This is a genomic window from Polaromonas hydrogenivorans, from assembly GCF_040105105.1.
In the GTDB taxonomy this organism is placed as follows: Bacteria; Pseudomonadota; Gammaproteobacteria; order Burkholderiales; family Burkholderiaceae_C; genus Polaromonas; species Polaromonas hydrogenivorans.
In genome coordinates this window covers 345,358-366,238 of sequence record NZ_CP157676.1, presented here as the reverse complement: position 1 = coordinate 366,238, position 20,881 = coordinate 345,358, and the positions used below count along the sequence as shown (strand labels likewise).

Sequence of the window (20,881 nt, the reverse complement as noted above, 5' to 3'; positions counted from 1 at the left end):
TCCCGCCGAGTGAAAATGCTATTAAATCAATAGCTGTAAGCGCATACGCAGCATGCGCAAACGGCCTGTTTGATGCTTGAAATCGTGTTGTTGGGTCAATCCACGTTGATCTTGCTGTCCTTGATGAGGGCCGACAGCATTTTGGTTTCGCTGGCCAGCAGGCTCTTGAACTCGGCGTTGCCCAGTCCGACCGGCTCGGCGCCAAGGGACTCATAACGGGTCCTGGTCGCTGGCAGGCTCAAGGCCTTGGCCACTTCGCGCACCATGCGGGCGGTGATGTCGGGCGGCGTGCCGTTGGGCGCCCACATGCCAAACCAGATATCGAGTTCAGCCCCCTTGAAGCCGAGTTCGGCCAGTGTCGGCACATCCGGGAAAAAGGACGAGCGATTGGCCCCGGCCACTGCCAGCATGCGGACCTTGCCCGAGCGCACATGCGGAAACGCGATGCCCGGATCAAACAGGTAGTCCACCTGGCCGGCCATCACGTCCTGCAAGGCCGGCGCTGCGCCCCGGTACGGAATGTGGGTGGCAAAAATGCCGGTCACCCGCTTGAACATCTCGGCGGCCAGATGCGGCGGCGTGCCGGGGCCGGCAGAGGCGTAAGACAGCTTGCCCGGATTGGCCTTCGCAAAGGCAACGAATTCCCTGGCGTCCTTGAAGGTGGACTGCGGCTTGACCACCAGGTACATCTGGCTGCGCCCGACGCCGGCGACCGGGGTCAGGTCTTTGGCCGGGCTGATGGTCTGCTTGAACAGGGAGGGGTTGGCCGTCTCGACCGAGGTCGGTGCGATCAAAAAGGTGTAGCCGTCGGCTGGCGCGCGTATGACTTCGGTGGCCGCCACGTTGCCGCCGACGCCGGGCTTGTTGTCCACCAGCACCGGTTGTCCGAGTGCCTGGCTCAAAGACTGGGCCATGACCCGGGCCATGACATCGGTCGTGCCGCCGGGGGCAAAACCGACCACGATCCTGATGGGTTTGGCGGGCCAGGCTGGCGCCTGGGCCAGGGCCGCACCGGCCAGGCCGAACGTGCAGCAGGTGGCTGCGGCAGCCTGGATCAGGCGGCGGCGCAGCAGGTGCTTGGGGGAAGTGAACATGGTTTGTTTCCTGGGTGTCGTTGTGGGAGCGGAATGCTTTAAACCGTGCCGTCGCGAAGCATGTCGCGCAGCCTGAATTTCTGGATTTTTCCGGTGGGCGTGGACGGCATGGCATCGCGCACGATCAGCCTTTCAGGCATGTACTGCACGGCGACTTTCTGGGATTTCAGGAATTCGACGATGGAGGGCAGGTCGATGTGCTGGCCCGGCTTGGGCACCACCACCGCGCAGGCACGCTCGCCCAGCCGCTCGTCCGGGTAGGCCACGATGGCCGCCATGGCGATGGCCGGATGCCGGTACAGCAGGGCCTCGATCTCGACCACCGGAATGTTCTCGCCGCCGCGAATGATCACGTCCTTGCTGCGGCCGGTGATGCGGACATAGCCTTGCCCGTCCAGCTGGGCCAGGTCGCCGGTGTCGAACCAGCCGTCGGCATCGGTGGCGTTGAGTTGCGGCCGCCTGAGGTAGCCGCCAAAGTTGGAGCAGGCGCGCACCAGCAGCCGGCCGGCCTGGCCCGCAGGCAACGCGCTGCCGTCCCCATCGACCACCTTGAGTTCCACGCCCGGCAGCGGGCAGCCATCGGTGTTGAAGGCGCGTTCGTCGTCATCGTCGAGTTTGATCAGGGTCACGGCGCCGTTTTCGGTCATGCCCCAGGCCGAGACGATCTTGGTGCCCAGCACCCGGCGCGCCTGTTCCACCAGCGCGCCCGGAATCGGGGCGCCAGCGCAGAGGAAGGTGCGCAGCGTCGGCACGGCCTTGCCGGACTCCTCCACATTCCTTGCCAGGTCGGTCAGGAAGGGCGTGGAGGCCATGGTGAAAGTCACCCCTTCGGCGCGAATCAGGTCGATACCCTTGAGCGGCTCCCAGACGTCGAGCAGCACGGCGCTGGCCTTGAGCATGATGGGCATCATCAGGCCATACATGAAGCCGGTCTGGTGCGCCATGGGCGATGCCATCAGCACCACGTCTTCGGCATCCAGCTGCAGGCGCTCGGCGTAGGGAATGATGTTGGCCATGGTGGTGTTGGCCGTGTGCATCACGCCCTTGGGCTCGCCCGTGGTGCCCGAGGTGTACATGAGCTGCGTCACGTCGTCGGGGCCGGGCCGGTGGCGTGTCAGGATGCCCTGCGCATCGGCTTCGCTTTCCCAGGCCGGGCCGCTCAGCAGCGCGTCGAAGCTGTTGGCGCCGCTGCCATCGACCACGACGAGGTGCTTCAGCTCGGGCAGGCCGGGCTGCAGGGCAGTGACCATCTGCTCGAAGTCGAAACCGCGAAACACCCTGGGCACGATCGCTACCCTGGCCTCGCCGTGCCTGAGCATGAAGGACAGCTCGCGCTCCCGGAAGATGTGCATCAGCGGGTTCATCACCGCGCCGATGCGCGAGCAGGCCAGGTAGGTGATGGTGAACTGCCACCAGTTGGGCAGCTGGCAGGCCACCACGTCGTTGCGGTCCACGCCCAGACGGGTCAGGCCGACGGCCACGCGGTCCGCCATGGCGGCGAGTTCGCGGTAGGTGAATCGCGTGGTCGCGCCGCTTTCAGCCCGCACGGCGGTCAGCGCCAGCTTGTCCGGGCAGGCGGCCACGCAGGCGTCCAGATCGTCGTTGATGGTCTTGTCGTGCCAGAAGCCCTGGGCCACGCTGTGCGCCCGGCGGGGCGCGATCAGGACGGGGTCAAATTCCATGGTCTTGTCTCCTTGTGTGTTTTGTGTGGTGGACTCAGGCCGGCACGAACTTGCGTCCGGCGCGCACGCGCGCAATGACGGTCTTCATGATCTGGGCCGTGCCGTCACCGATCTGAAAGCCCAGCACGTCGCGCAGGCGTTGCTCCATCAGGCCGCGGTCATAGCCGCCATGGCCAAAACACAGCAGGCACTGGTGGATCACGTCGTAGGCCAGCTTGGGCCCCCACCACTTGGCCATGCCGGCTTCCGCCGTGTGCGGCAGACCCTTGTCCTTGAGCCACAAGCCTTGCAGGCAGAGCAGGCGGGCGCCTTCGACTTCGGTGTCGAACTGGGCCAGGGGATGCGTCACGCCCTGGAAGCTTGAGAGCGGCTGGCCGAAGGCTTGGCGCTGGGTGATGTATTCCCAGGTTTCATCGAGTGCCACGCGGGCCACGGCCAGCACCTGCAGGCCGATCAGTGAACGCGAAAAGTCAAAGCCGTGCATCACCTGCACGAATCCCTTGTTCTCGTCGCCCAGGCGGTGGCTGACCGGCACGCGCACATTCTCGAAGAAGATCGAGCCGCGCCCGATGGCGCGCTGGCCATGGCAGTCGAAGCGGTTGGTGCTCAAGCCGGGCAAGTCCATCGGCACCAGCAGGGCGGTCACGCCATGGGCGCCATCCTCGGGCTTGCCGGTGCGGCCAAACACCACCGTGATGTCGGCCTGGTCGGCCGCCGAGATCGAGGTCTTCTCGCCGTTGATGACGTAGAAGTCGCCGTCACGCTCCATGCGCAGGCGCAGGTTGGCGGCGTCGGAGCCGCCACGGGGTTCGGTCAGCGCGATGGCACAGATGGCTTCACCTGCGGTGAGCTTCTTCAGCCAGGGGGCCACGATCTCGGGACTGCCGTACTTGGACAGGATCTGGCCGTTCAGCGAGGCCAGCAGGTTCAGGTACGAAAAGCTCAGGTCGGCGCGGGCGATTTCCTCATGGATCACGCCAGCGGCCAGACAACCCATGCCCAAGCCACCGAATTGCTCCGGCAGTTCAGGACAGATGAACCCGAGGCCCCCCATTTCGCGCAGCAGTTCACGATCCAGAACGCGCGTCTTGTCGCGCTCCAGGAAGCCGGGCGCAACGCGCTCGGTGGCAAAACGGCGAACTGTCTCGCCCAGCGCCTGAAGATCTTCGTCAATATAAGGATTCGGGTTCATCTCGTTGTTTCCAGATACTTAGGTGTTGTACGGAGGTTTATTTGGCGAACTTGCGGAAGTCGGGCTTGCGTTTTTCCTTCAGCGCATTGACGCCTTCACGCGATTCCTCGGTGTCGTAATACAGCTTGAGCGCGTACATGCCCAGCCCGGCAATGCCGGCCTGGTGCGCGGTGTCGGCGTTGAAGCTGCGCTTGGCGATGGCAATGGCCGTCGGGCTGCGCTCGCCAATTTCTTCGCCCCACTTCTGCACGGTCGCGTCGAGTTCCTCGTGCGGCACGCAGACATTGGCCAGGCCCATGGCCACGGCCTCGGCACCGGAGTAGCGGCGGTTCAGGTACCAGATCTCGCGCGCCTTCTTTTCGCCGACTACTCTGGCCAGGAACGCTGTGCCGTAGCCGGGATCGACCGAACCCATCTTCGGGCCGACCTGGCCGAACTGGGCCTTGTCCGAGCAGATCGTCAGGTCGCAGATCGTGCACAGCACATTGCCGCCACCAATGGCAAAACCCTGCACGCGGGCAATCACCGGCTTGGGCACGTCGCGAATGGCGGTGTGAAGTTCTTCCATGGGCAGGCCGATGGTGCCGCGCCCGTCGTAGTTGCCGTTGTGGGCCGACTGGTCGCCGCCGGTGCAAAACGCCCGGTCGCCAGCGCCGGCCAGCACGATGGCGCCCACGCCCTTGTCGTAGCCCGCCTTGTTCAGCGCCTTGATGATCTCGTCGCAGGTCTGGCCGCGAAACGAGTTCATTTTGTCGGGGCGGTTGATGGTGATCCAGGCAACGGTGTTGCGAACTTCGTAAAGGATGTCTTCGAATTCCATGATGATTTCCTGTTAGGTGAGGGAAGTTAAAAACGAGAGTCAGGGCGCAAGCCCACCAAACCAGCCGGGGCCGCGGAACCGGCTTTGCCGGGCCGCAGGCGCAGCGGCCCCCTCGGGGGGCAGCGCAGCACACGAAGTGGCAAGCGTGGGGGCCATTTCTTCAGCCGTGCATCGTCAGGCCGCCCGACACGCTGATGACCTGGCCGGTGATGAAGGCGGCGTCGTCGCTGCCGAAGAAAACGATGGCACCGGCCAAGTCGTCGGGCTGTCCCAGGCGGCCCAGGGGAATGGCGCTTCTGAAAGCCTCGATCAGCTTGGACGGATCACGGGCGCCTTCGGCCATGCCAGACAAGAGGGCGGTGTCGGTCGGGCCAGGACATACCACATTGACGGTGATGCCCTGGCGGGCGTGTTCGCGCGCCAGGGTCTTGGATAAGGCCACCAGGCCGCCCTTGCAGGCGGCGTACACGGCCTCGCCGGACGAGCCGCCCCGCGCGGCGTCAGACGCCACGTTCACGATGCGGCCGTACTTGCGCTCGGCCATGCCGGGCAGCACCGCATGGTGCATGTGCAGCGCGCCGGTCAGGTTGATGGCGATCAGCTGGTCCCACTCGCTAGGGACGGTCTTGAGGAAGGGCTTGAAGACGTCCCAGCCGGCGTTGTTCACCAGCACGGCGATGGGGCCCAGCGCTGCTTCGGCGGCCGCCACGGCGGCATCGACTTCGGCGCGGTCGGTGATGTTGCACTTGAAGGCCTGGGCGATACCGCCAGCGGCCTTGATCTCGTCCACCACGCGCTGGGCCGCTTCGACGTTCATGTCGAACACGGCGACCTTGGCGCCTTCCGCGGCAAAACGGCGGCAGGTCGCGCCGCCAATGCCGCCGCCGCCGCCAGTCACGATGACCGTCTTGTTTTCCAGATTCTTCATGCTTCTCTCCATCTGTCGTTGAGGTTGGTATGCTTGCTGCATTGGCCTGGGTATTTAGGACAATACATTGTCATATCTTAGGTCGAAGAATTTTTTAGTGCAAGCGTATTTTTGTATGGAATTTATATGGTTTACCCTAATGAAAATGCTGTTTCGGTGCGAACGGAGCTGGCCAACAGGTTGTTCTTTCGTTTGTATCAATGTACCAATATGTTGCACAAAACAGGGACGCGTGCGGTGGAGGCTGAAGGCCTGACGACGCAGCAGTGGGCGGTGCTGGGGGCTTTGTCGCGGCCGGAAGCCGAGGGGGGGATGAGCGTGGGCGATTTGGCCCGCTACCTGATGGTGAGCCGCCAGAACCTGGCGGGGTTGATCAGCCGGATGGAGCGCGACGGGCATATTGGCTCGGCCCCCGACGGACGGGACCGCCGGTGGCGCCTGGTGACGATGACGGCCTCAGGCCGCGAGGTCTGGCTCGTGAAGGCGCAGCCCAAGATTCATGACTATTACGAGCAGGCGCTGGACGGGTTTTCCACCAACGACCTCACCCATACGCTGCACTACCTGCTCAAGCTGCTGGACAACATGAAGCGGCTCGATGACGACAAGGAGCCCACTCTGATGAATGAACCCTGATCTGGTTGATCTTGTCTTACATGAGCAGAAATGCTTCGGAAGCCGTAGGCGTTTGGCCGGTACAGGAGCCGGCGCAATAGTCCAAGCTTCAAGGGCGTGAAAGACATGAGGCTGGATTCAGCCGGGCACCTGTGTTTACCGATCAGGGTCAGACTGGATGACTTGACCCAGTGATCTGTCTATCGAATATCGCGTCAAGGCAAGCTGAACCAGCTTTTTGGAAATATGCTCAGCCTTAAAGGCATCGTCTTGTGGGTGAGAAGACGACGTTTATATTGTCGTCGTGGCCCGAAGCAACTGCGTGTGGCGCATGCCCAACTGTGCTTATTGAAAGCGTCACCAAAACAGGGCAATTTTTTGCCTTGCACGGTCTTGGTAATGCGCTCGGCTGACCATGGACGAGTCCGGCCGCCTTCTGTCTGGTAGCCAACCCGGCGCTGGGGTGCACGGCCGTTAGCGGGCAAGATCCAACGCGTTTATTTTGCGCCGAATTGACCAGTGGCAAAGGAGGATCGATGTGACTGGAGCGGTGCCGCATGGTCGGGTTGATGCTTGCCGACGGCCTGTTCAGCATCTGCGCAACCCTATTACTTTGTGCGTTATCTTAGGGCTATTGGTTGCTGGCGGGGCTGATGCTTGTATTTTTGTGAACCATAGTTCACAATTCACCGATGCTTCAAATCCTGCGCACTTCTGAATTCGATGCCTGGATCGGCTCGCTTCGTGACAAGGTCGGCCAAAAGCAGGTTCTGGCGCGTCTTGCCCGCCTGTCGCTGGGCCACTGGGGCGACTGCAAGCCCGTCGGCCAGGAAGTGACCGAGCTGCGCATTGACTCCGGGCCCGGCTACCGCGTCTATTGCTGGAAAGAGGGCGCCACGGTCGTCGTCGCCCTGGGCGGCGGCGACAAGTCCACTCAAGCCAGGGATATTGCGAAGGCCCAGGGCATGGTCCAACTCTTGAAGGAATGAACGATGAACCCCACAGCCGCTGAAAAACTGGGCATCCAGCCCTTCGATGCCGCCGCCTACCTGCGCTCCGATGAAGACTGCGCCCTGTACCTGCAGGCCTGCATCGAGCAGGCGCCTGACGATGCCGCCCTGTTCGCCAAAGCACTGGGTGACATCGCCCGCGCGCGCGGCATGATGCAACTCGCCCGCGACACGGGCCTCACCCGCGAAGGGCTTTATAAAGCCCTGGGCGAACAGGGAAACCCAAGCCTGTCCACGGTCCTGAAGGTGCTGCGCGCGCTGGGCATGCGGCTGCACATTGATGCTCGGCCCGAACACGCCTGAAACGGGTTCTGTCGCGTTGCCGGTTGATAAACGTGTTTGGCGCAGGAACGGATGTCAGTTCCTCAAACGGGACGGATTTTTCCTGCCAATGCATAAAACTGCTCGCCAAAAGACTCCTCTTTGCAGCCTTCCAGCAGAGCTGTCCTTTGCGGAGTGCTGTAATCTGTACCGCAGAAGTACAACTCGAACAATGAGATCGATTGCATGGAGACGGTGCGCAAAAAGCTTCCCGCATGGCAGCTGGCAGGCTCTTTCCGTGAAATGAGCTGTGTTAGGACACAGCAGGCTCGCGATGTATTCAGGTCTCGCTTGTGAATCCAGTGCTCTTGACCAGTTTTCCCCAACGTTCAGTGTCGATTTTTAGCATGGCGTCCAGTTCGATCGAACTGGACGGGGTGGCGTCCATGCCCAACAATGCCAATGCATTGATGACATCCGGAGCCGCGAGGGCACCTGCCACGGCGGTGTTCAGTCGCTGCACATACTCCTGAGGCGTGCGTGCAGCAAGGAAGAGCCCATACCACTCATTGAAGACCATGTCGGTGTAACCATACTCGGCAAAGGTTGCGACTTTGGGTAGAAACCGGCTGCGTTTGGACCCCGAGGTTCCAATGACCCGCAACCTGCCCGCAGCCTGATAAGCCAGCAGATCACCCACCGGGCTGCAACAGGCCGGCAACGAGCCCCCGGCCAAATCGCTCAGCATACTGGCGGAGCCTCGATAGCCGACATGTGTCAATTCGATGCCTGCTGCCCGTCCGAGAATGATGCCAAGAAAGTGCAGCGTGGAGCCCGTGGCACCGCTGCCGAAGTTGGCCTTGGTCGGATTTGCCTTGCACCAGTCCATAAACTGCGGCACGGTTGTGACATTGGCCGGAACTGCGGGTCCAACCGCCAAACCATAGTCGTAGGTCGCGACATTCGACACCGGTATGAGGTCGGCCACCGGATCATAGGGCAGCCGCTTGTACGTGTGCGGATACACACCCAGAATGGACATCGGGGTAAACAGAATCGTCGCTCCATCTACAGGTGCAGATTTCATTGACTGCACTGCCAATTGGCCGCCGGCCCCAGAACGGTTCTCCACGATGACGTTACGGGCGTAGCCTGGTTGCAGCTTTTCCGCGAGACGGCGGCTGATGGCATCGGTGGTACCGCCGGGCGGAAAGCCGGTGATGATGCGCGCTATCTCGCCCGGCTGCGCCAAAGCGCAGGGCCCGAACTGAAGCAGCGGCGTTGCACAAAAAGTCGATTGCAGAATGCGACGACGGGAAATGGTCATTTTTGTCTCCTGGTGTGGATCAATGCCTCATGCGGCCGGATTGCATTGACGGCGTGCGTCAAGATCGCTTCGGATGCGGGCATGCTCTTCGGGTGTGAGTTTGAAGTGCTTCAACACCCAGGCGCCAATCATGAAGCAGATGAAGGGCAGCAAGCCGTTCAGTGAGGTGATCGTGAGTTTCACCTGCATGGTTTGCTCCTGGTTCGGCAGGAAACCGGAGAACTGCAGTGCGAACCCGGCCAGCATCATCATCACGCCCGTCGCGCCCTTGACAACGGTCTGCCAGATCGCGAAGTAGGCCCCCTCCTTGCGTTCGCCCGTAGCGTGCTCGTCAGCATCCACGACGTCCCCGAGGATGGACGGCCCCATGGTGCCGCCGCAGCCATTGGCGAAGCCGGCCCCAAGGGTTGCACCAAATACGACGATCAGGCGCCAGGTGTAGGAATCGATGAAGGGGGTGACGAAGAAGCCGAGGAAGCAAAGGCCCGTACCCATCATCGACCACAGCCACAGGCGCGACTTGCCATAGCGCCTGGAAAGCGCGACCCAGAAGCCTACCGACAGCATCGAAGGCACCATGAAGGCCAGGACGAACAGTGGTGCAACGAGCGGATCGCCGACCACGTACTGCGCAAAATAGACCGTCATCACCGAGATCGCTGCGGTGCCCAGGTTCTCGATGAAGGTGGTCATCAGGATAATGCGCGCGTGGCGATTAGCCCACACATGCGCAAACTTCTTCAGAAATCCCTTTTCCACCCGGCCCTGATTCTCCTTGGGCTCAGGCGCACCGAGCAGGAGACATCCGATCAGAACAATACATACGATGGCACTGACAATGATGATCGGATCCTGTACCGCTCGCAGTGCTTCGGGCCCGTCCTTGCCAGCCTTGATGAAGGCGAACATCGCCACCAGCGACAGGATTGAGCCGAGGACAAAAAATACATGCCGCGAGCCGTATATCTTGCTACGCATGTGGTAATCCGTCGATAGCTCGGAGCCAAGCGCCATATGCGGGATCATCACTGCGGCCAAGGCCGTGAAGTAGACGATCACGGCCACACTCATCCATGCGACCAGCCCAGCACTGCCAAGACCCGGCAGCGGGATGAATGTGGCGATGAAGCTCAGCGTGAGCGGAACGCTACCGGCCAGGATCCACAGCTTGCGCCGACCCAGTCGATGGCGCGTGATGTCCGAGAGATAGCCCACGATCGGGTCGAACACGGCATCCCAGATGCGCGAGACGGCCAGGATAATGCCCATCACGGCTGGCGCAATCATCAGCACATCGGTCGTGTACTTCATCAAATACAGCTGGTTGAGCATGTAGGTGAATCCGATGGCGGCACTGGGCAGGCCGTAGGCCAGTGCCGTGCGAGTGCTGTGACTGCCCGGTCGTGACTCCGGCACCGCAACGGCACATGCTTCGATATGGTCTGGAATAGCACTCATGTTGTCTCCGTGAGGCCCGATGTGACGGGCCATTTAATGGGCAGCCCGGCTGCTCTATGGGTGGCGACAGGTGCGCCTTGCGCCTCCCTGGCGACAGGATGTAAATTAACGTTAGTGCGCCGCACTCGGTTGTGCGCGTTAGTGCGCCGCACTCGGTTGTGCGCACTCATGCTCATATGCGCCATGCGGCCAGCAAGACGATGGCAAACACCAGCAACAACCCAACCAGCACGGTGCGAAAGGCGTCGCTCCAGACCATCGGCTGCGCCTCCCCAGCCGACACTTCGTACGCTATCCGCATAGGCTAGGGCCGAGCAACCTTGGGCAGAAGTTCGGACGGATACCGGGACTCAGTCATGTCTGTGCGTTCGGGTCGTGACCTCAGGGCACCAGCATTTCGGCCAGCTGCCCGCTGCCGTCCCAGGTGGCGATGGCATCGACCTCGGCGCGCTGGGCCTCAGTGAGCACCCATTCGGCAGCCCGCACGTTCTGCTCTACCTGTTCCAGCGCGCTGACACCTGCGATCACGGAGGGGATCTCTGGGTGCGACAACAGCCAGGCGATTGCCAGTTCGCCCAGCGAGTGGCCCTGGACATGGGCCCATTCCTTCAGCTGCGACTGAATTGCCTCGTTGCGCGCGGTACGGCTGTTCGTCACGATCGGACTGCCGGCCGCACCCCGCGTGCCGACCGGCGCCGGCTGGCCCTGTACGTATTTGTCTGTCAGAAAACCGCCGGCCAGCGGGAAGTACGGCAGGAAGGCCACGCCCTGCTCGCGGCAAAATGGCAGCGTTTCGTGCTCAACGTGGCGACGCAGAAGGTTGTAATGATTCTGGCAAGACACCATGACCGGCCAGCCATGGCGGCGCGCGGTATGCATCGCACCTGCGTGCCGCCAGGCGGCGTAATTGCATTCACCGATCCAGCGCACCTTGCCCGCCAACACCAGTTCGGCGAGCACGGCAAGAGTCTCCTCGTCATCCACCCCGGGCGCATTTAAATGGATCTGGTAGAGATCGATGTAATCGCTGCGCAGGCGTTGCAGGCTAATCTCGCAATGCCGTAGGATGCGTGCGCGAACCGACTCGTCCGCCCGGAGTTGAGCCAGATTAAACTTGGTGGCGACAACCCACTTATGACGATTCCCCTCAAGTGCGCGCCCGATATGCGCCTCGCTCTGCCCTTCGCCGTATTTGATTGCGGTATCGATGAAGTTGATACCCAACTCGCCCGCGCGATGAATGCAGCGCAAAGACTCGTCGGCCGACAGCCGCGGCGGCCCGAAGGTGTTGCCACCCAGTCCGATTACGGAGACCTTCAGGTCGGAACTGCCAAGTTGCCGGTATTGCATGGGTCGTCCCCTTGTGTGATGTCGGACAAGAAAATTTGGAAATGTCACCGCACGCGCCCACTAACAGAGCGCCGCGCGGCGGCTACAGCGCTCAGCGCTTCAAGAAGTCCAGAACCAGGCGGTTGAACTTGTCGGCGTGCTCCCACTGGGCCCAATGGCCGCACTTGCTGAACACATGGAATTCAGCGTCCTGCAGACCCCAGATCAAACGCAGCCCACTGTCCAGCGGAACGAAGCGATCATCACGGCCCCAGGTCACCAGCGTTGGCGCGCTGATTTCACTCAGTCGCAGGCTATGATCGGGGAACTGCTTGGGGTTGGCCTGGAAGCTCTTGACGAAGTTCTCGAGATGGTCGCGGCGAGCCATCATGTTCTCGAAGCGGCCCTTGATCAGCTCTTCGGTCAGTTGGCTCGGGTCGAACACGAAGACGTCGAGCATCTTCTTCAGGTTCTCCTGTGTCGGATCCACGTAGAGTCCGAACAGCAGCTTGATGCCCTCCAGCGGCATGGGTTGGAACAGACTGGGGCCGACGCCGCCGCCGCCCATGATGACCATCTTGCCCAAGCGCTCGGGATAGGCCAACGCGAAGGCCAGCGCATTCACGCCACCCATCGAATTACCGACCAGGTGCGCGCGATCGATCTTCAGCACGTCCATCAGGCCCTTGATAGAGGCGGCGTTGACATCGGCGCGCGACCCGCTGCTCACAACAATGGGATCGCTTTTGTTCCAGCCCGGGCTATCAAGCAGGATGACGCGGTAGCCCGCGTCGACAATGGCTTCGACGTTGCGATGAAAGTTACTCCAGCCCGAGGCGCCAGGCCCCGAACCGTGAAGCATGAAGACGGTTTCACCGCTACCAGACTCGTTGTAGTGGACCTGCAGGTCGAGGTTACCCTCCTTGATTCGCGCGAACTTGCTGGTCGCGGCTTCGGTCAGTGCTGCCATTGCTATCTCCTTGGTTGTATGGCCGCCAGGTGACGGCCGGTAATGGACGCGGCGGTTGCCCGCCGCGCGTGATAATTGAATGTTGAGGCGATCATCGACTCAGGCCTCGCTCTGGAAGGTGTCTTTCAGGCAGGTTTTGACTGCGGCCAACGCGCAGGCCTCGTCTTCCGCTTCGCTGCTGCCGGTGACTCCGACGCCGCCAATCAGTTCGCTCCCCCTGTGCAGCGGTATTCCGCCGCCCAATAACACGAGATGCTCTCGGCCACGGAAGAACTCCACGGCGGCCTTTGAATGCCGGGTCAGGCCGAAGGCGAGCTCCGAGGTCGGCATGCCGAAGCTTGCTGCCGTGATGGCCTTGTCCTGCGCCACGCCAATCAGGTGAAACGGCATGCCGTCCATGCGCAGAAAGGCCACCAGGTGACCACCCGGGTCAACGACGGCGACACACACACGCACCGAGCGCTTCTGCGCCTCGCGCACAGTGGCGGCCACAATGGCCTGGGCAAGCATCGCAGGCGATGCAGTGATCGCCGATGAGGGCGGGATTGGCACCATTTATGCTCCAAATCGATAGCAGGACACCGGAATCCCGGCAATGTGTTCGGCGAAGGTCGGCCTTGCGGGCTCGTCGCCGGCGGCACCGGCCACCACCATCAGCGGCAACAGGTGCTCTTCTCGGGGGTGGGCTTGACGTGCCCCCGGCGCGTCCGACCAGCGACGTAAGCGCAGCTCGCGCTCAGCGCCGGTATGGGCGCACACCGCGTGGGTCAACCAGAGGTCGAATTGCTCCGCCAACTGCGCGGAGCCGACACCCAGCCCCGGCCGGTTGTGGTAACTCATGCCACTGCCCAGCAGCAGTACGCCCTCATCGCGCAAGGGCGCAAGCGCATGGCCCACGGCAAGATGGTCCGCCGGGTCTAGCGACGGATGCAGCGACAGCTGCACGACAGGGACCGTGGCCTCGGCGTAAGCCAGCATCAGCGGGATAAATGTGCCGTGGTCCAGCCCGCGCTCATCGTCCCTGACGCTTTCAATGTCATGCTCGCCAAGCAGGACCTGCAGTCGCTGCGCGATTGCAGCCGACCCGGGCGCCCGATAGCACAGCTCGTAAGTGTGGGGCGGAAACCCGCCGTAGTCGTAGAGCAGCCCACTTCGGTGCAGGCCGTTGATGTGTAGTGGCGCCGCTTCCCAATGCGCAGAAACCACGACGATGGCCTGCGGAACCATGCCGGCATCGGCACTGATAGAACGCAGCCAGGTTGCAAGTCCATCCCAAGTGTCGCGTGGCCCATGCGTCCATTCCATAAAAAAACATGGACCGGCCCCATGAGCCAGGAAATAGGCCGGCATGCGGGGCGCGGCGCCACGATGCTCGGTTGCGACGATCATGTTCGCGGTCATATCAGGCATCTCGACCGGCAGCGCCTGGCAGCAGGAAGCGAGCCAATGCCGGCGTAAGGATCAGCGCACCGAGCATGTTCCAGATGAACATGAATGTCAGCAGCACGCCCATGTCGGCCTGAAACTTGATCGGCGAAAAATACCAGGTAAACACGCCGAGCGATAGCGTGATTCCGGTAAAAATCACCACCCGTCCGGTAAACAGCAGCGCACGGTAGTAGGCTCGAGACAGACTCTCGCCCTGCTTGAGCCAGCCTACGGTGACGCTCAGAACGTAAAGTGCATAGTCGACCCCAATGCCCACGCCCAGCGCAATGACCGGCAGCGTAGACACTTTGACGCCGATTCCCAGCATCACCATCAGTGCCTCCGCCAGAACAGAAGTCAACACCAGCGGTAACACGGCGCAGACTACCGCACGCCAGGATCTGAAAGCCACAGCACACAGCACAATCACCGCAGCGTAGACCCCCAGCAACATCTTCAGGTTCGAATCGCGCACAACGATATTGGTCGCTGCCTCGATGCCGGCATTGCCAGCGGCGAGCAGAAACTTGGTGTCCGCCGTATCGTTCTCGCGAGCAAAAGCCTCAACAGACACCACCAACGCACTCAAGGTTTCCGCCTTATGGTCGTGCAGGTAGGCGTGCAACGCCAGCAGGTCGCAGGTCTCGTTGAACAACTCACGCGGCGCGCGCGAGGCACTGGCATTGATCAGGCCCTGCGTACGCACCAACTCGTACCACTTGAGAGATCCTTCGTTCATGCCAGCGGCAGCGCGACGCGTCAGCCCGGCGAAGGAACTCGTACCTTCTACTTCGACCATCTGCCGCAGCTTCCAGTCCAGCGTATCAAGCTTGAGCAGCGTGTCGTATTCGGCACAGCGCCCCGGCGCCGTCTTGACCATCACCACGAAGACATCGCTGCTCGCGGTGTAATTGCCGATGACAAAGGCGTTGTCACGGTTGTAGCGCGAATCTACGCGCAACTCGGGCGCACCGGTATCGAGATCACCAATCTTCAGATTCAGGCTGACGATGTAGCCCGCGATTCCAAGCGCGGCCGAGGTCACGATAGCGATCAGCGCATATTTCCGTCGGGTAAAAAGGTCAAGGAAGCGCCACAGCGGATGGCGTGCATCAGCAGCAAGTTCGATCACATCATTCTCGCGCATACTGCGCTGCGCTGCGACCGGCGATACGCCGGTGTAGGACAGTAACACCGGCAGCAACGCCAGGTTGGTGAAGATCAGAATGCCGACACCGATGCTGGCGATGGTCGCGAGCTCGCGAATAATGGGGATATCGACGAAGCTCAGAACTGCAAAGCCCACCACGTCGGCGAGCAGCGCCGCAGCGCCCGCCATGAACAGGCGACGAAAGGTGTAACGTGCGGCGACCAGCTTGTGCGTGCCTCGACCGATGTCCTGCATGATGCCGTTCATCTTCTGGGCGCCATGGCTCACGCCGATGGCGAAGACCAGGAACGGTATCAGGATCGAATACGGGTTCAATTCATAGTGCAGCAGCGGCAGCAACCCCAGCAGCCAGACCACGGCAATCAGCGTGCATACCAGCACCAGCGCCGTACTGCGCACGCAGCGCGTGAAGTAGTAGAGAATGACCGCCGTGATCAGCACGGCGATCGCAAAGAAAGTCAACACCGCCTGCAGGCCGTCGATCAAGTCGCCCATTACCTTGGCAAAGCCCGTGATATGCACCTTGACACCCTTGGCTTCGTATTTGCTTCGCAACACTTCCAGTTGCTGCGACAGCTTCCCGTAGTCCAGTTGCGCGCCGTTTTCGGGGTTCTTCTCGAGCAGGGGTACGTAGATCACCGATGAACGCAGGTTCGGCGCCACCAGCTGGCCAATCTCACCGGAGCGACGTACGTTTTCGGCCAGCGTCTTGAGTGATGCCTCAGAGCCGTCGTAGTCGGATGGCATCACCGGTCCGCCCTCGTAGCCCTCTTCGGTGCTGGCGATCCAGCGCACGGCAGGCATCCACAGCGACTTCATGAACGATCGGTCAACGCCTGGTAGCGCATAAACCTCGTCATTCAGTTGGCGCAGCGTCTCGATGTAAGACTTGCTGAAAATATCGCCTTGGTCGGTTACTGCGACCGTTAGTCGCACCACGTTGGATAGGCCTTTAAGATCCTTTTCAAGATTCAGAAAGTTGACGACGTAAGGGTGATTGGTTGGTATGGTCTTGGAGAAACTGGCGTTGAGCCGCAAACCCAAGGCCGCCCAGGCCAGTATGACCGTGATTAGCGCACAGACCAGCATCACCCAGCGCCGGTGGTTGAACAGGATGCGCTCAAGCCGGTTACCCGACTTGGTATCGAAATCGCGAAGATCGCTCACGGTGGCGAACTCGGTAGAAGATGAAGGAGAGGAAACAGCCATGGGAATTCAGTTCGTAGTAAAGGACGGTGCCGCCATGGCCTGAACGCCGCGTGGGCCGACCACGACCAGTTGACCGTCGGCGGCGGCAGCCAGACCAGCCGCTGGGAATGGCTGGCTCGATGACACGGTCTTGAAGCTGCGGCCGCCATCGTCGGTCAGCAGCAGTTGTCCGGCCTCGTTGCCCAGCACGACCCCGCCCTTGACGAGTACGCCCGCAGTAAGAGCAACTTTCCCGGCTGGCGCTACTGCGTCCCACTGAAGGCCCTGGTCGGTGGATCGGTACACCTTGCCGCCTAATCCCGAAGCCAGCAAGGTGCCATCGGCTGCACTCAGCAGGTTGAATACCGTGCTGCGAAACGGGGCGTCGAGTCGCTCAAACTTACCCTGCGGACCCTGGCGGCGCACCAGCAAGCCTTGCTCACCAGCCAGATAGACGGCATTTGCCGTTTCATGGATCACGTAGAGATGCCGTTCATCATCATTGGGCACCAAGTCGAGGATGGGCCTCCAGTGCTGACCACCATCGTCGGTCGAAAACGCAATACCGTAGGCACCAACTGCCAGGCCGCGCTTCGTATCGCTGAAATGGACAGCGAGAAACGGTTTGTCCGGGCCGTCCTTAGCGAAGCGATTGGCCCGCTGCACCAAGGCCTCATTGCCACTTGCCTGCGCTGCCTCGGAGATCAGCTGGTTGGCCTGAACGCCATCGAGTTGTTTGCGCCAGCTCAGTCCACCGTCGCTGCTGTGCAGGATCACGCCACTGTGCCCCACTGCCCATCCGGCACGCTCGTCGGCGAAGTGCACGGCGGTCAGCGTGACGCTCACTGGGACGTCGACCTGCCGCCAGTTACGGGCGTTGTCATCAGAAATCAGCACGTGGCCGCGCTCGCCCACCGCCACCAGCCGAGCACCGGTACGTACCACGCCGACCAGCACAGAACGACTGGCCAGTCTGGACTGAAGGGCTGAACGCCGCATAGGATCCTGGGCGCTCACTGCAGGCGGCTCGTCTGCCGTCGTGGCGTGCAAGGCCGGAACCAGTGTCAGCAAAAAAAGCGCGAGCAGCCGATGTTGCATTGTTTCGTTTAGCTTGAACATGGTTATCTGTAGGGTCGCCAGTCACCCGGCGACGAATCAAGTAGAGATCAGGGGTATCGCAAAGGGGTGCCGTCAGCAGCACCGGCTCACACCGGAATGCCGACGGCGCCTCTCAGGTCAGCGAACGCCTTGGCTTGCCAAAGCGTCCGGAGCGAAGAAGCTCGCCGAGCGCGGCTTGACCACCTGGTACTGCTGCGGGCTGTCACCCATGCCGCAACGGTAAACATACTGGCTGGTCTGCAGGTTATAGAAAGCGTCGTAACAAGTACCACCCACGTAAGCAGGGATGTCCGGTGCAATGAAGCCAAACAGCTGCGTCGTGCGCCACAGCGCGCCCTGATCGTCCCAGCCATCCATCAGCACGGTAGCCCAGGAGTCCTCGTCGATGTAGTAACGACGTTTGGCCACAGCATGACGCTGCCCCTGCTTGCGCGTGGACTCGAGTACCCAGACGCGGTGCAGTTCCCAGCGGACGTTCTCGGGCTTCATGTGGTTGGTGCCCATCGCATCGGCATCCTTCACCGCGAACAACTTGTTATCGTTATAAGGGACGATCATCTCCTGCTTGCCTACGAGTTTCCAGTCGTAGCGCTCGGGGCTGCCGGTAGGAGCCTGTACCTCGTCAAAAAAATTGGCCCCAGAAGCCACGAAGTCAGGCGTGTCGAAGCCCACGCTGGGAGCGCGGCGCACCCGGCGCTGGCCAGCCAGGTAAGTCCAGGCCTCGGCATTGCCCTTGGTGTAGTCGACAGGGAAGTGCCCCACGAGGCCTTCGCCGGCGCGGAAAGCTGGGCCGTTGACGAACTGCAGGTAATACCGGAATGGCATTGTTCCGTCATACTTCTGGTTTGAGTCCGGCCCGTAGTTCCAGGGAAACTGCTCATGCGCATCGATGTCCGAGGCCAGTACCTGTTGACCGGATGGCGTCACGGTCCATATCTTCTGGCGTGCGATGACGGACTCGCCGCGCCAGCGCACTTCACTGTTCCAACGCAGTTCAAGGCCATTCTTCGGAATGGGAAAGGGGATGCCGCCGGCACCTACTTCGTCGAGTTTCATACCGTCGGAGGACATCTTGGCCCGCGTGGCATTTTTAAAGGTGTTGTCGTAGAACCATTGCGGCGCTAGCGCCGTGCGGTGCGTCGGATAGACGTCGATGCGAAAAGTCTTGTACTTCTTCAGCAGAGCCTTGCTACCGTCATTGAGCTTGTCGGCGTATTTATCCATGTTCTCGGCCGTGATGGAAAACAGCGGCTTTTCGGCGGCAAAGGGGTCATAACGCCGGTCGCCTGACTTCTGGTTGGCCGGCACGGTAGCGTAGCCGCCACTCCACGCCGGGATCGTACCGTCCTTGTTGGCTGTACGCTCGGCGCCCATCGGCGTGAGGCTGGTTTTGAGCGACTCGGCCTCCTGCGGCGAAACTACGGCGCCGGCAGCAGCCGCAAGGGCCAGCAAAATAGCGGCCGCAGCCAGTTGGGTCAACTTGTTCGTTTTCATGTGTTTATCTCCGTTGTTGTGATGCCGCGCATCAGAACGTGCGCTGGACGTTGAACGACACGAAATCTCGATCCTTCATCGCCTGGTTGTAGTTGTTTGTGTAGCCCGTGGAAGGATTCAGCAGAGTGGCTTCAGTCCCGAAGTAATGGGTATATGAAAGCCCAAACTTCCACAGCTTTGCATACTCACCGTTCAGCCCAATCGTGATGTCGCCGCCTTTGTTCGGACCCAGATTCGCCGCCAGTGCCGAGCGGCCCTTAGGGGCATAGCCGATGTTGATCGGCACCGACAAATCGAGCGCTGGCAACACCTGGTAATAAGTCGGCTCGAACAGGACGCGGTAACCCCATCCGTCGCGTGTAGCCAAGGGGTCTAGCTTGTCCGCATTTCTTGTGATGCTCGTGACCCGGTTCCAGGCCACTTCGGCCGCGATCGACGCGTTGTCCCACAACCCGGTTTTTGGCAAGACATACAGCGCCGACACCTGGGCGTGGGCCGAATTACCCGCCGTATAGCCGTCTGGAGTCATAAAGCCACTGCTGTCCAGCGGCGTATTGCGACGCACCGAAACTTCGCCGGCGACACCGGCATCGCCGATTGACGTGCTGGCGCTCAAACCATAAAGTTTGACGTTCTCTCCGTAAACAAAGCCGTAGGTACCAACCTGTCCGGTCGCCGGATTGACGCCAACGCCCGGGTTCGCAAAAACCAGGGGCGTCTTGGCGTGAAACTGCAAGGCATAGACCCCGTATTCGATGTCACCGCCTTTGGGGCGGTAGCGCAGTTGTGCGCCGCCCTGACCCGAATTCTTGGCATTGGCGTCTGCCCCATGAAAAAGAGCTGCCGGTCCACCGCCAGGCATCAACGGCGGTCCGGCGATCAGGCGCTCGGCGCCTGGCCCCCCCATGTCAAGCGGACTGAAGTAGCTTCCCACAGCCGGAAGGCGAGTAGCCTCCCAGCGAAACTGGTAGTAAGCTCCCGCGCTCAGCTCATCAGTGAGTTGCACCTGCGTCGATACCTGCGGTACCGGCATCAGGATCTCCTTGACCTGCGAGCCCGGCACAGAAAGCGCCTTGACCGCATCGACCGGCGCCATGGCGCCAGCGATGCCATTGCCGCCAAAAAACAGACTCTCGCCGTAGATCAGTGTGTGCTTGCCCAGACGTACAGTCGACTGACGGCCGTCCAGGTCGAACTTTCCGAAGACATATGCGTCCAGGAATTCCGCCTTATGGCCGTGCAGCTTGCGCGCCGCGTCGGTAAACTGGTTATAGGGAGTACTGAGTGCGTTAGCGGTCGCGGGTGAATTGTTGGCGTTAGACTTGTTGTAAACGTCGTCATACCAGGCTGCGCCCGAAACACGCGCGCCGAAATTTTTGTAGCCGATGTCAAACTCACTAAGCAAGTCGACGCGATTGGAAATCATCCCCTTGTCGAAGTTGCGGTCACCGTCATCCTGATTGACTTCTCCGGTCAGCACCGCAGAGGGATCCTTGAGTCGCCTGGCGGTACTGTATTTGAACGAGTTGTCCCACCGCATTTTCAGGTCGGGCGTGTCCGTCTCAATCTCGAACGCGGCGGCGGGCAAAGCCGCAGCTAGCCCCCATACAGCAAGCAGCGCCGCAACCGGATACAGCCGTGGTGCTGCCCGGCGGGCATCCAGAAACTTGCGTCGAGGTGTATGAGCCGCAGATTTATACAAAATTCTCACTTGCATTGAGTTGTCTCCATTAGTCATTTTTTTGAGTTGGTGCTTCGGGAGTTGACGGCCAGATCCAGCACACTCACCGGAACT

The 20,881-nt window shown here is 61.2% G+C and carries 19 protein-coding genes; 3 read left to right on the top strand and 16 right to left on the bottom strand.

Annotation, left to right across the window (positions count from 1 at the left end):
- Window positions 1-95: 95 nt before the first annotated feature.
- From ABLV49_RS22610 to badH, 5 genes are all read right to left on the bottom strand, one after another.
- Window positions 96-1,094 carry a Bug family tripartite tricarboxylate transporter substrate binding protein gene (locus tag ABLV49_RS22610; protein WP_349282145.1) on the bottom strand — a complete coding sequence of 333 codons (999 nt, stop codon included), beginning with the start codon at window positions 1,092-1,094 and terminating at the stop codon, window positions 96-98.
- A gap of 38 nt (window positions 1,095-1,132) precedes the next feature.
- Complete coding sequence (aliA, locus tag ABLV49_RS22605) at window positions 1,133-2,776, bottom strand: cyclohexanecarboxylate-CoA ligase (RefSeq protein ID WP_349282144.1); 1,644 nt, start codon at window positions 2,774-2,776, stop codon at window positions 1,133-1,135.
- A gap of 34 nt (window positions 2,777-2,810) precedes the next feature.
- Window positions 2,811-3,968 (bottom strand): cyclohexanecarboxyl-CoA dehydrogenase, encoded by a 1,158-nt coding sequence (gene aliB, locus ABLV49_RS22600; RefSeq protein WP_349282142.1) that lies wholly within the window; start codon window positions 3,966-3,968, stop codon window positions 2,811-2,813.
- Window positions 3,969-4,005: 37 nt separating this feature from the next.
- Window positions 4,006-4,788 (bottom strand): 2-ketocyclohexanecarboxyl-CoA hydrolase, encoded by a 783-nt coding sequence (badI, locus tag ABLV49_RS22595; RefSeq protein WP_349282140.1) that lies wholly within the window; start codon window positions 4,786-4,788, stop codon window positions 4,006-4,008.
- A gap of 160 nt (window positions 4,789-4,948) precedes the next feature.
- On the bottom strand, window positions 4,949-5,716 hold the full coding sequence (badH, locus tag ABLV49_RS22590; protein WP_349282138.1) for a 2-hydroxycyclohexanecarboxyl-CoA dehydrogenase: 768 nt from the start codon (window positions 5,714-5,716) through the stop codon (window positions 4,949-4,951).
- 126 nt (window positions 5,717-5,842) lie between these two features.
- Between badH and ABLV49_RS22585 the strand changes: the two genes are divergently transcribed.
- The 3 genes from ABLV49_RS22585 (at window position 5,843) to ABLV49_RS22575 (ending at window position 7,644) form a co-directional block, all read left to right on the top strand.
- Window positions 5,843-6,352, top strand: a complete 510-nt coding sequence (locus ABLV49_RS22585; RefSeq protein WP_349282136.1) for a MarR family winged helix-turn-helix transcriptional regulator — start codon at window positions 5,843-5,845, stop codon at window positions 6,350-6,352.
- Between the two features lie 671 nt (window positions 6,353-7,023).
- Window positions 7,024-7,320 carry a type II toxin-antitoxin system RelE/ParE family toxin gene (locus ABLV49_RS22580; protein WP_029528325.1) on the top strand — a complete coding sequence of 99 codons (297 nt, stop codon included), beginning with the start codon at window positions 7,024-7,026 and terminating at the stop codon, window positions 7,318-7,320.
- Window positions 7,321-7,323: 3 nt separating this feature from the next.
- Window positions 7,324-7,644 carry an addiction module antidote protein gene (locus tag ABLV49_RS22575; protein ID WP_349282133.1) on the top strand — a complete coding sequence of 107 codons (321 nt, stop codon included), beginning with the start codon at window positions 7,324-7,326 and terminating at the stop codon, window positions 7,642-7,644.
- A gap of 298 nt (window positions 7,645-7,942) precedes the next feature.
- Here ABLV49_RS22575 and ABLV49_RS22570 read toward each other — a convergent pair whose 3' ends face one another.
- The 11 genes from ABLV49_RS22570 to ABLV49_RS22520 all read right to left on the bottom strand — a co-directional run bounded on the left by ABLV49_RS22570 (window position 7,943) and on the right by ABLV49_RS22520 (window position 20,803).
- Window positions 7,943-8,929, bottom strand: coding sequence for a Bug family tripartite tricarboxylate transporter substrate binding protein (locus tag ABLV49_RS22570; RefSeq protein WP_349282131.1), 987 nt, complete (start codon window positions 8,927-8,929; stop codon window positions 7,943-7,945).
- Window positions 8,930-8,956: 27 nt separating this feature from the next.
- Window positions 8,957-10,387, bottom strand: a complete 1,431-nt coding sequence (locus ABLV49_RS22565) for an MFS transporter (protein ID WP_349282129.1) — start codon at window positions 10,385-10,387, stop codon at window positions 8,957-8,959.
- Between the two features lie 172 nt (window positions 10,388-10,559).
- Window positions 10,560-10,688, bottom strand: coding sequence for a hypothetical protein (locus ABLV49_RS22560; RefSeq protein ID WP_349282128.1), 129 nt, complete (start codon window positions 10,686-10,688; stop codon window positions 10,560-10,562).
- An 80-nt stretch (window positions 10,689-10,768) separates the two neighbouring features.
- Window positions 10,769-11,737 (bottom strand): aldo/keto reductase, encoded by a 969-nt coding sequence (locus tag ABLV49_RS22555; RefSeq protein ID WP_349282126.1) that lies wholly within the window; start codon window positions 11,735-11,737, stop codon window positions 10,769-10,771.
- Between the two features lie 91 nt (window positions 11,738-11,828).
- The gene (locus ABLV49_RS22550; protein WP_349282124.1) at window positions 11,829-12,686 is read right to left on the bottom strand and encodes an alpha/beta fold hydrolase; all 858 of its coding nucleotides are present in this window, start codon (window positions 12,684-12,686) and stop codon (window positions 11,829-11,831) included.
- A 99-nt stretch (window positions 12,687-12,785) separates the two neighbouring features.
- On the bottom strand, window positions 12,786-13,196 hold the full coding sequence (locus tag ABLV49_RS22545; RefSeq protein WP_349282122.1) for a GlcG/HbpS family heme-binding protein: 411 nt from the start codon (window positions 13,194-13,196) through the stop codon (window positions 12,786-12,788).
- Between the two features lie 45 nt (window positions 13,197-13,241).
- Window positions 13,242-14,036 (bottom strand): DODA-type extradiol aromatic ring-opening family dioxygenase, encoded by a 795-nt coding sequence (locus ABLV49_RS22540; RefSeq protein ID WP_349282473.1) that lies wholly within the window; start codon window positions 14,034-14,036, stop codon window positions 13,242-13,244.
- Between the two features lie 52 nt (window positions 14,037-14,088).
- On the bottom strand, window positions 14,089-16,494 hold the full coding sequence (locus ABLV49_RS22535) for an efflux RND transporter permease subunit (RefSeq protein ID WP_349282120.1): 2,406 nt from the start codon (window positions 16,492-16,494) through the stop codon (window positions 14,089-14,091).
- A gap of 6 nt (window positions 16,495-16,500) precedes the next feature.
- Window positions 16,501-17,592: a WD40/YVTN/BNR-like repeat-containing protein gene (locus tag ABLV49_RS22530; protein ID WP_349282119.1), complete on the bottom strand. Its 1,092-nt coding sequence runs from the start codon at window positions 17,590-17,592 to the stop codon at window positions 16,501-16,503.
- Window positions 17,593-17,709: 117 nt separating this feature from the next.
- A complete protein-coding gene (locus ABLV49_RS22525) occupies window positions 17,710-19,086 on the bottom strand; it encodes a DUF1329 domain-containing protein (RefSeq protein ID WP_349282118.1) in 1,377 nt (458 codons plus the stop codon).
- A 31-nt stretch (window positions 19,087-19,117) separates the two neighbouring features.
- Window positions 19,118-20,803, bottom strand: coding sequence for a DUF1302 domain-containing protein (locus tag ABLV49_RS22520; RefSeq protein ID WP_349282116.1), 1,686 nt, complete (start codon window positions 20,801-20,803; stop codon window positions 19,118-19,120).
- Between the last annotated feature and the right edge of the window lie 78 nt (window positions 20,804-20,881).

What these genes read in the sequence shown, in the direction of transcription:
- badH (WP_349282138.1), bottom strand. Translation starts at nt 5,716, where the DNA reads ATGAAGAATCTGGAAAACAAGACGGTCATCGTGACTGGCGGCGGCGGC.
- ABLV49_RS22560 (WP_349282128.1), bottom strand. Translation starts at nt 10,688, where the DNA reads ATGCGGATAGCGTACGAAGTGTCGGCTGGGGAGGCGCAGCCGATGGTC.
- ABLV49_RS22555 (WP_349282126.1), bottom strand. Translation starts at nt 11,737, where the DNA reads ATGCAATACCGGCAACTTGGCAGTTCCGACCTGAAGGTCTCCGTAATC.
- ABLV49_RS22585 (WP_349282136.1), top strand. Translation starts at nt 5,843, where the DNA reads ATGGTTTACCCTAATGAAAATGCTGTTTCGGTGCGAACGGAGCTGGCC.
- ABLV49_RS22545 (WP_349282122.1), bottom strand. Translation starts at nt 13,196, where the DNA reads ATGCTTGCCCAGGCCATTGTGGCCGCCACTGTGCGCGAGGCGCAGAAG.
- badI (WP_349282140.1), bottom strand. Translation starts at nt 4,788, where the DNA reads ATGGAATTCGAAGACATCCTTTACGAAGTTCGCAACACCGTTGCCTGG.
- ABLV49_RS22580 (WP_029528325.1), top strand. Translation starts at nt 7,024, where the DNA reads ATGCTTCAAATCCTGCGCACTTCTGAATTCGATGCCTGGATCGGCTCG.
- ABLV49_RS22575 (WP_349282133.1), top strand. Translation starts at nt 7,324, where the DNA reads ATGAACCCCACAGCCGCTGAAAAACTGGGCATCCAGCCCTTCGATGCC.
- ABLV49_RS22565 (WP_349282129.1), bottom strand. Translation starts at nt 10,387, where the DNA reads ATGAGTGCTATTCCAGACCATATCGAAGCATGTGCCGTTGCGGTGCCG.
- ABLV49_RS22570 (WP_349282131.1), bottom strand. Translation starts at nt 8,929, where the DNA reads ATGACCATTTCCCGTCGTCGCATTCTGCAATCGACTTTTTGTGCAACG.
- ABLV49_RS22520 (WP_349282116.1), bottom strand. Translation starts at nt 20,803, where the DNA reads ATGCAAGTGAGAATTTTGTATAAATCTGCGGCTCATACACCTCGACGC.
- aliA (WP_349282144.1), bottom strand. Translation starts at nt 2,776, where the DNA reads ATGGAATTTGACCCCGTCCTGATCGCGCCCCGCCGGGCGCACAGCGTG.
- aliB (WP_349282142.1), bottom strand. Translation starts at nt 3,968, where the DNA reads ATGAACCCGAATCCTTATATTGACGAAGATCTTCAGGCGCTGGGCGAG.
- ABLV49_RS22550 (WP_349282124.1), bottom strand. Translation starts at nt 12,686, where the DNA reads ATGGCAGCACTGACCGAAGCCGCGACCAGCAAGTTCGCGCGAATCAAG.
- ABLV49_RS22540 (WP_349282473.1), bottom strand. Translation starts at nt 14,036, where the DNA reads ATGCCGGCCTATTTCCTGGCTCATGGGGCCGGTCCATGTTTTTTTATG.
- ABLV49_RS22535 (WP_349282120.1), bottom strand. Translation starts at nt 16,494, where the DNA reads ATGGCTGTTTCCTCTCCTTCATCTTCTACCGAGTTCGCCACCGTGAGC.
- ABLV49_RS22525 (WP_349282118.1), bottom strand. Translation starts at nt 19,086, where the DNA reads ATGAAAACGAACAAGTTGACCCAACTGGCTGCGGCCGCTATTTTGCTG.
- ABLV49_RS22610 (WP_349282145.1), bottom strand. Translation starts at nt 1,094, where the DNA reads ATGTTCACTTCCCCCAAGCACCTGCTGCGCCGCCGCCTGATCCAGGCT.
- ABLV49_RS22530 (WP_349282119.1), bottom strand. Translation starts at nt 17,592, where the DNA reads ATGTTCAAGCTAAACGAAACAATGCAACATCGGCTGCTCGCGCTTTTT.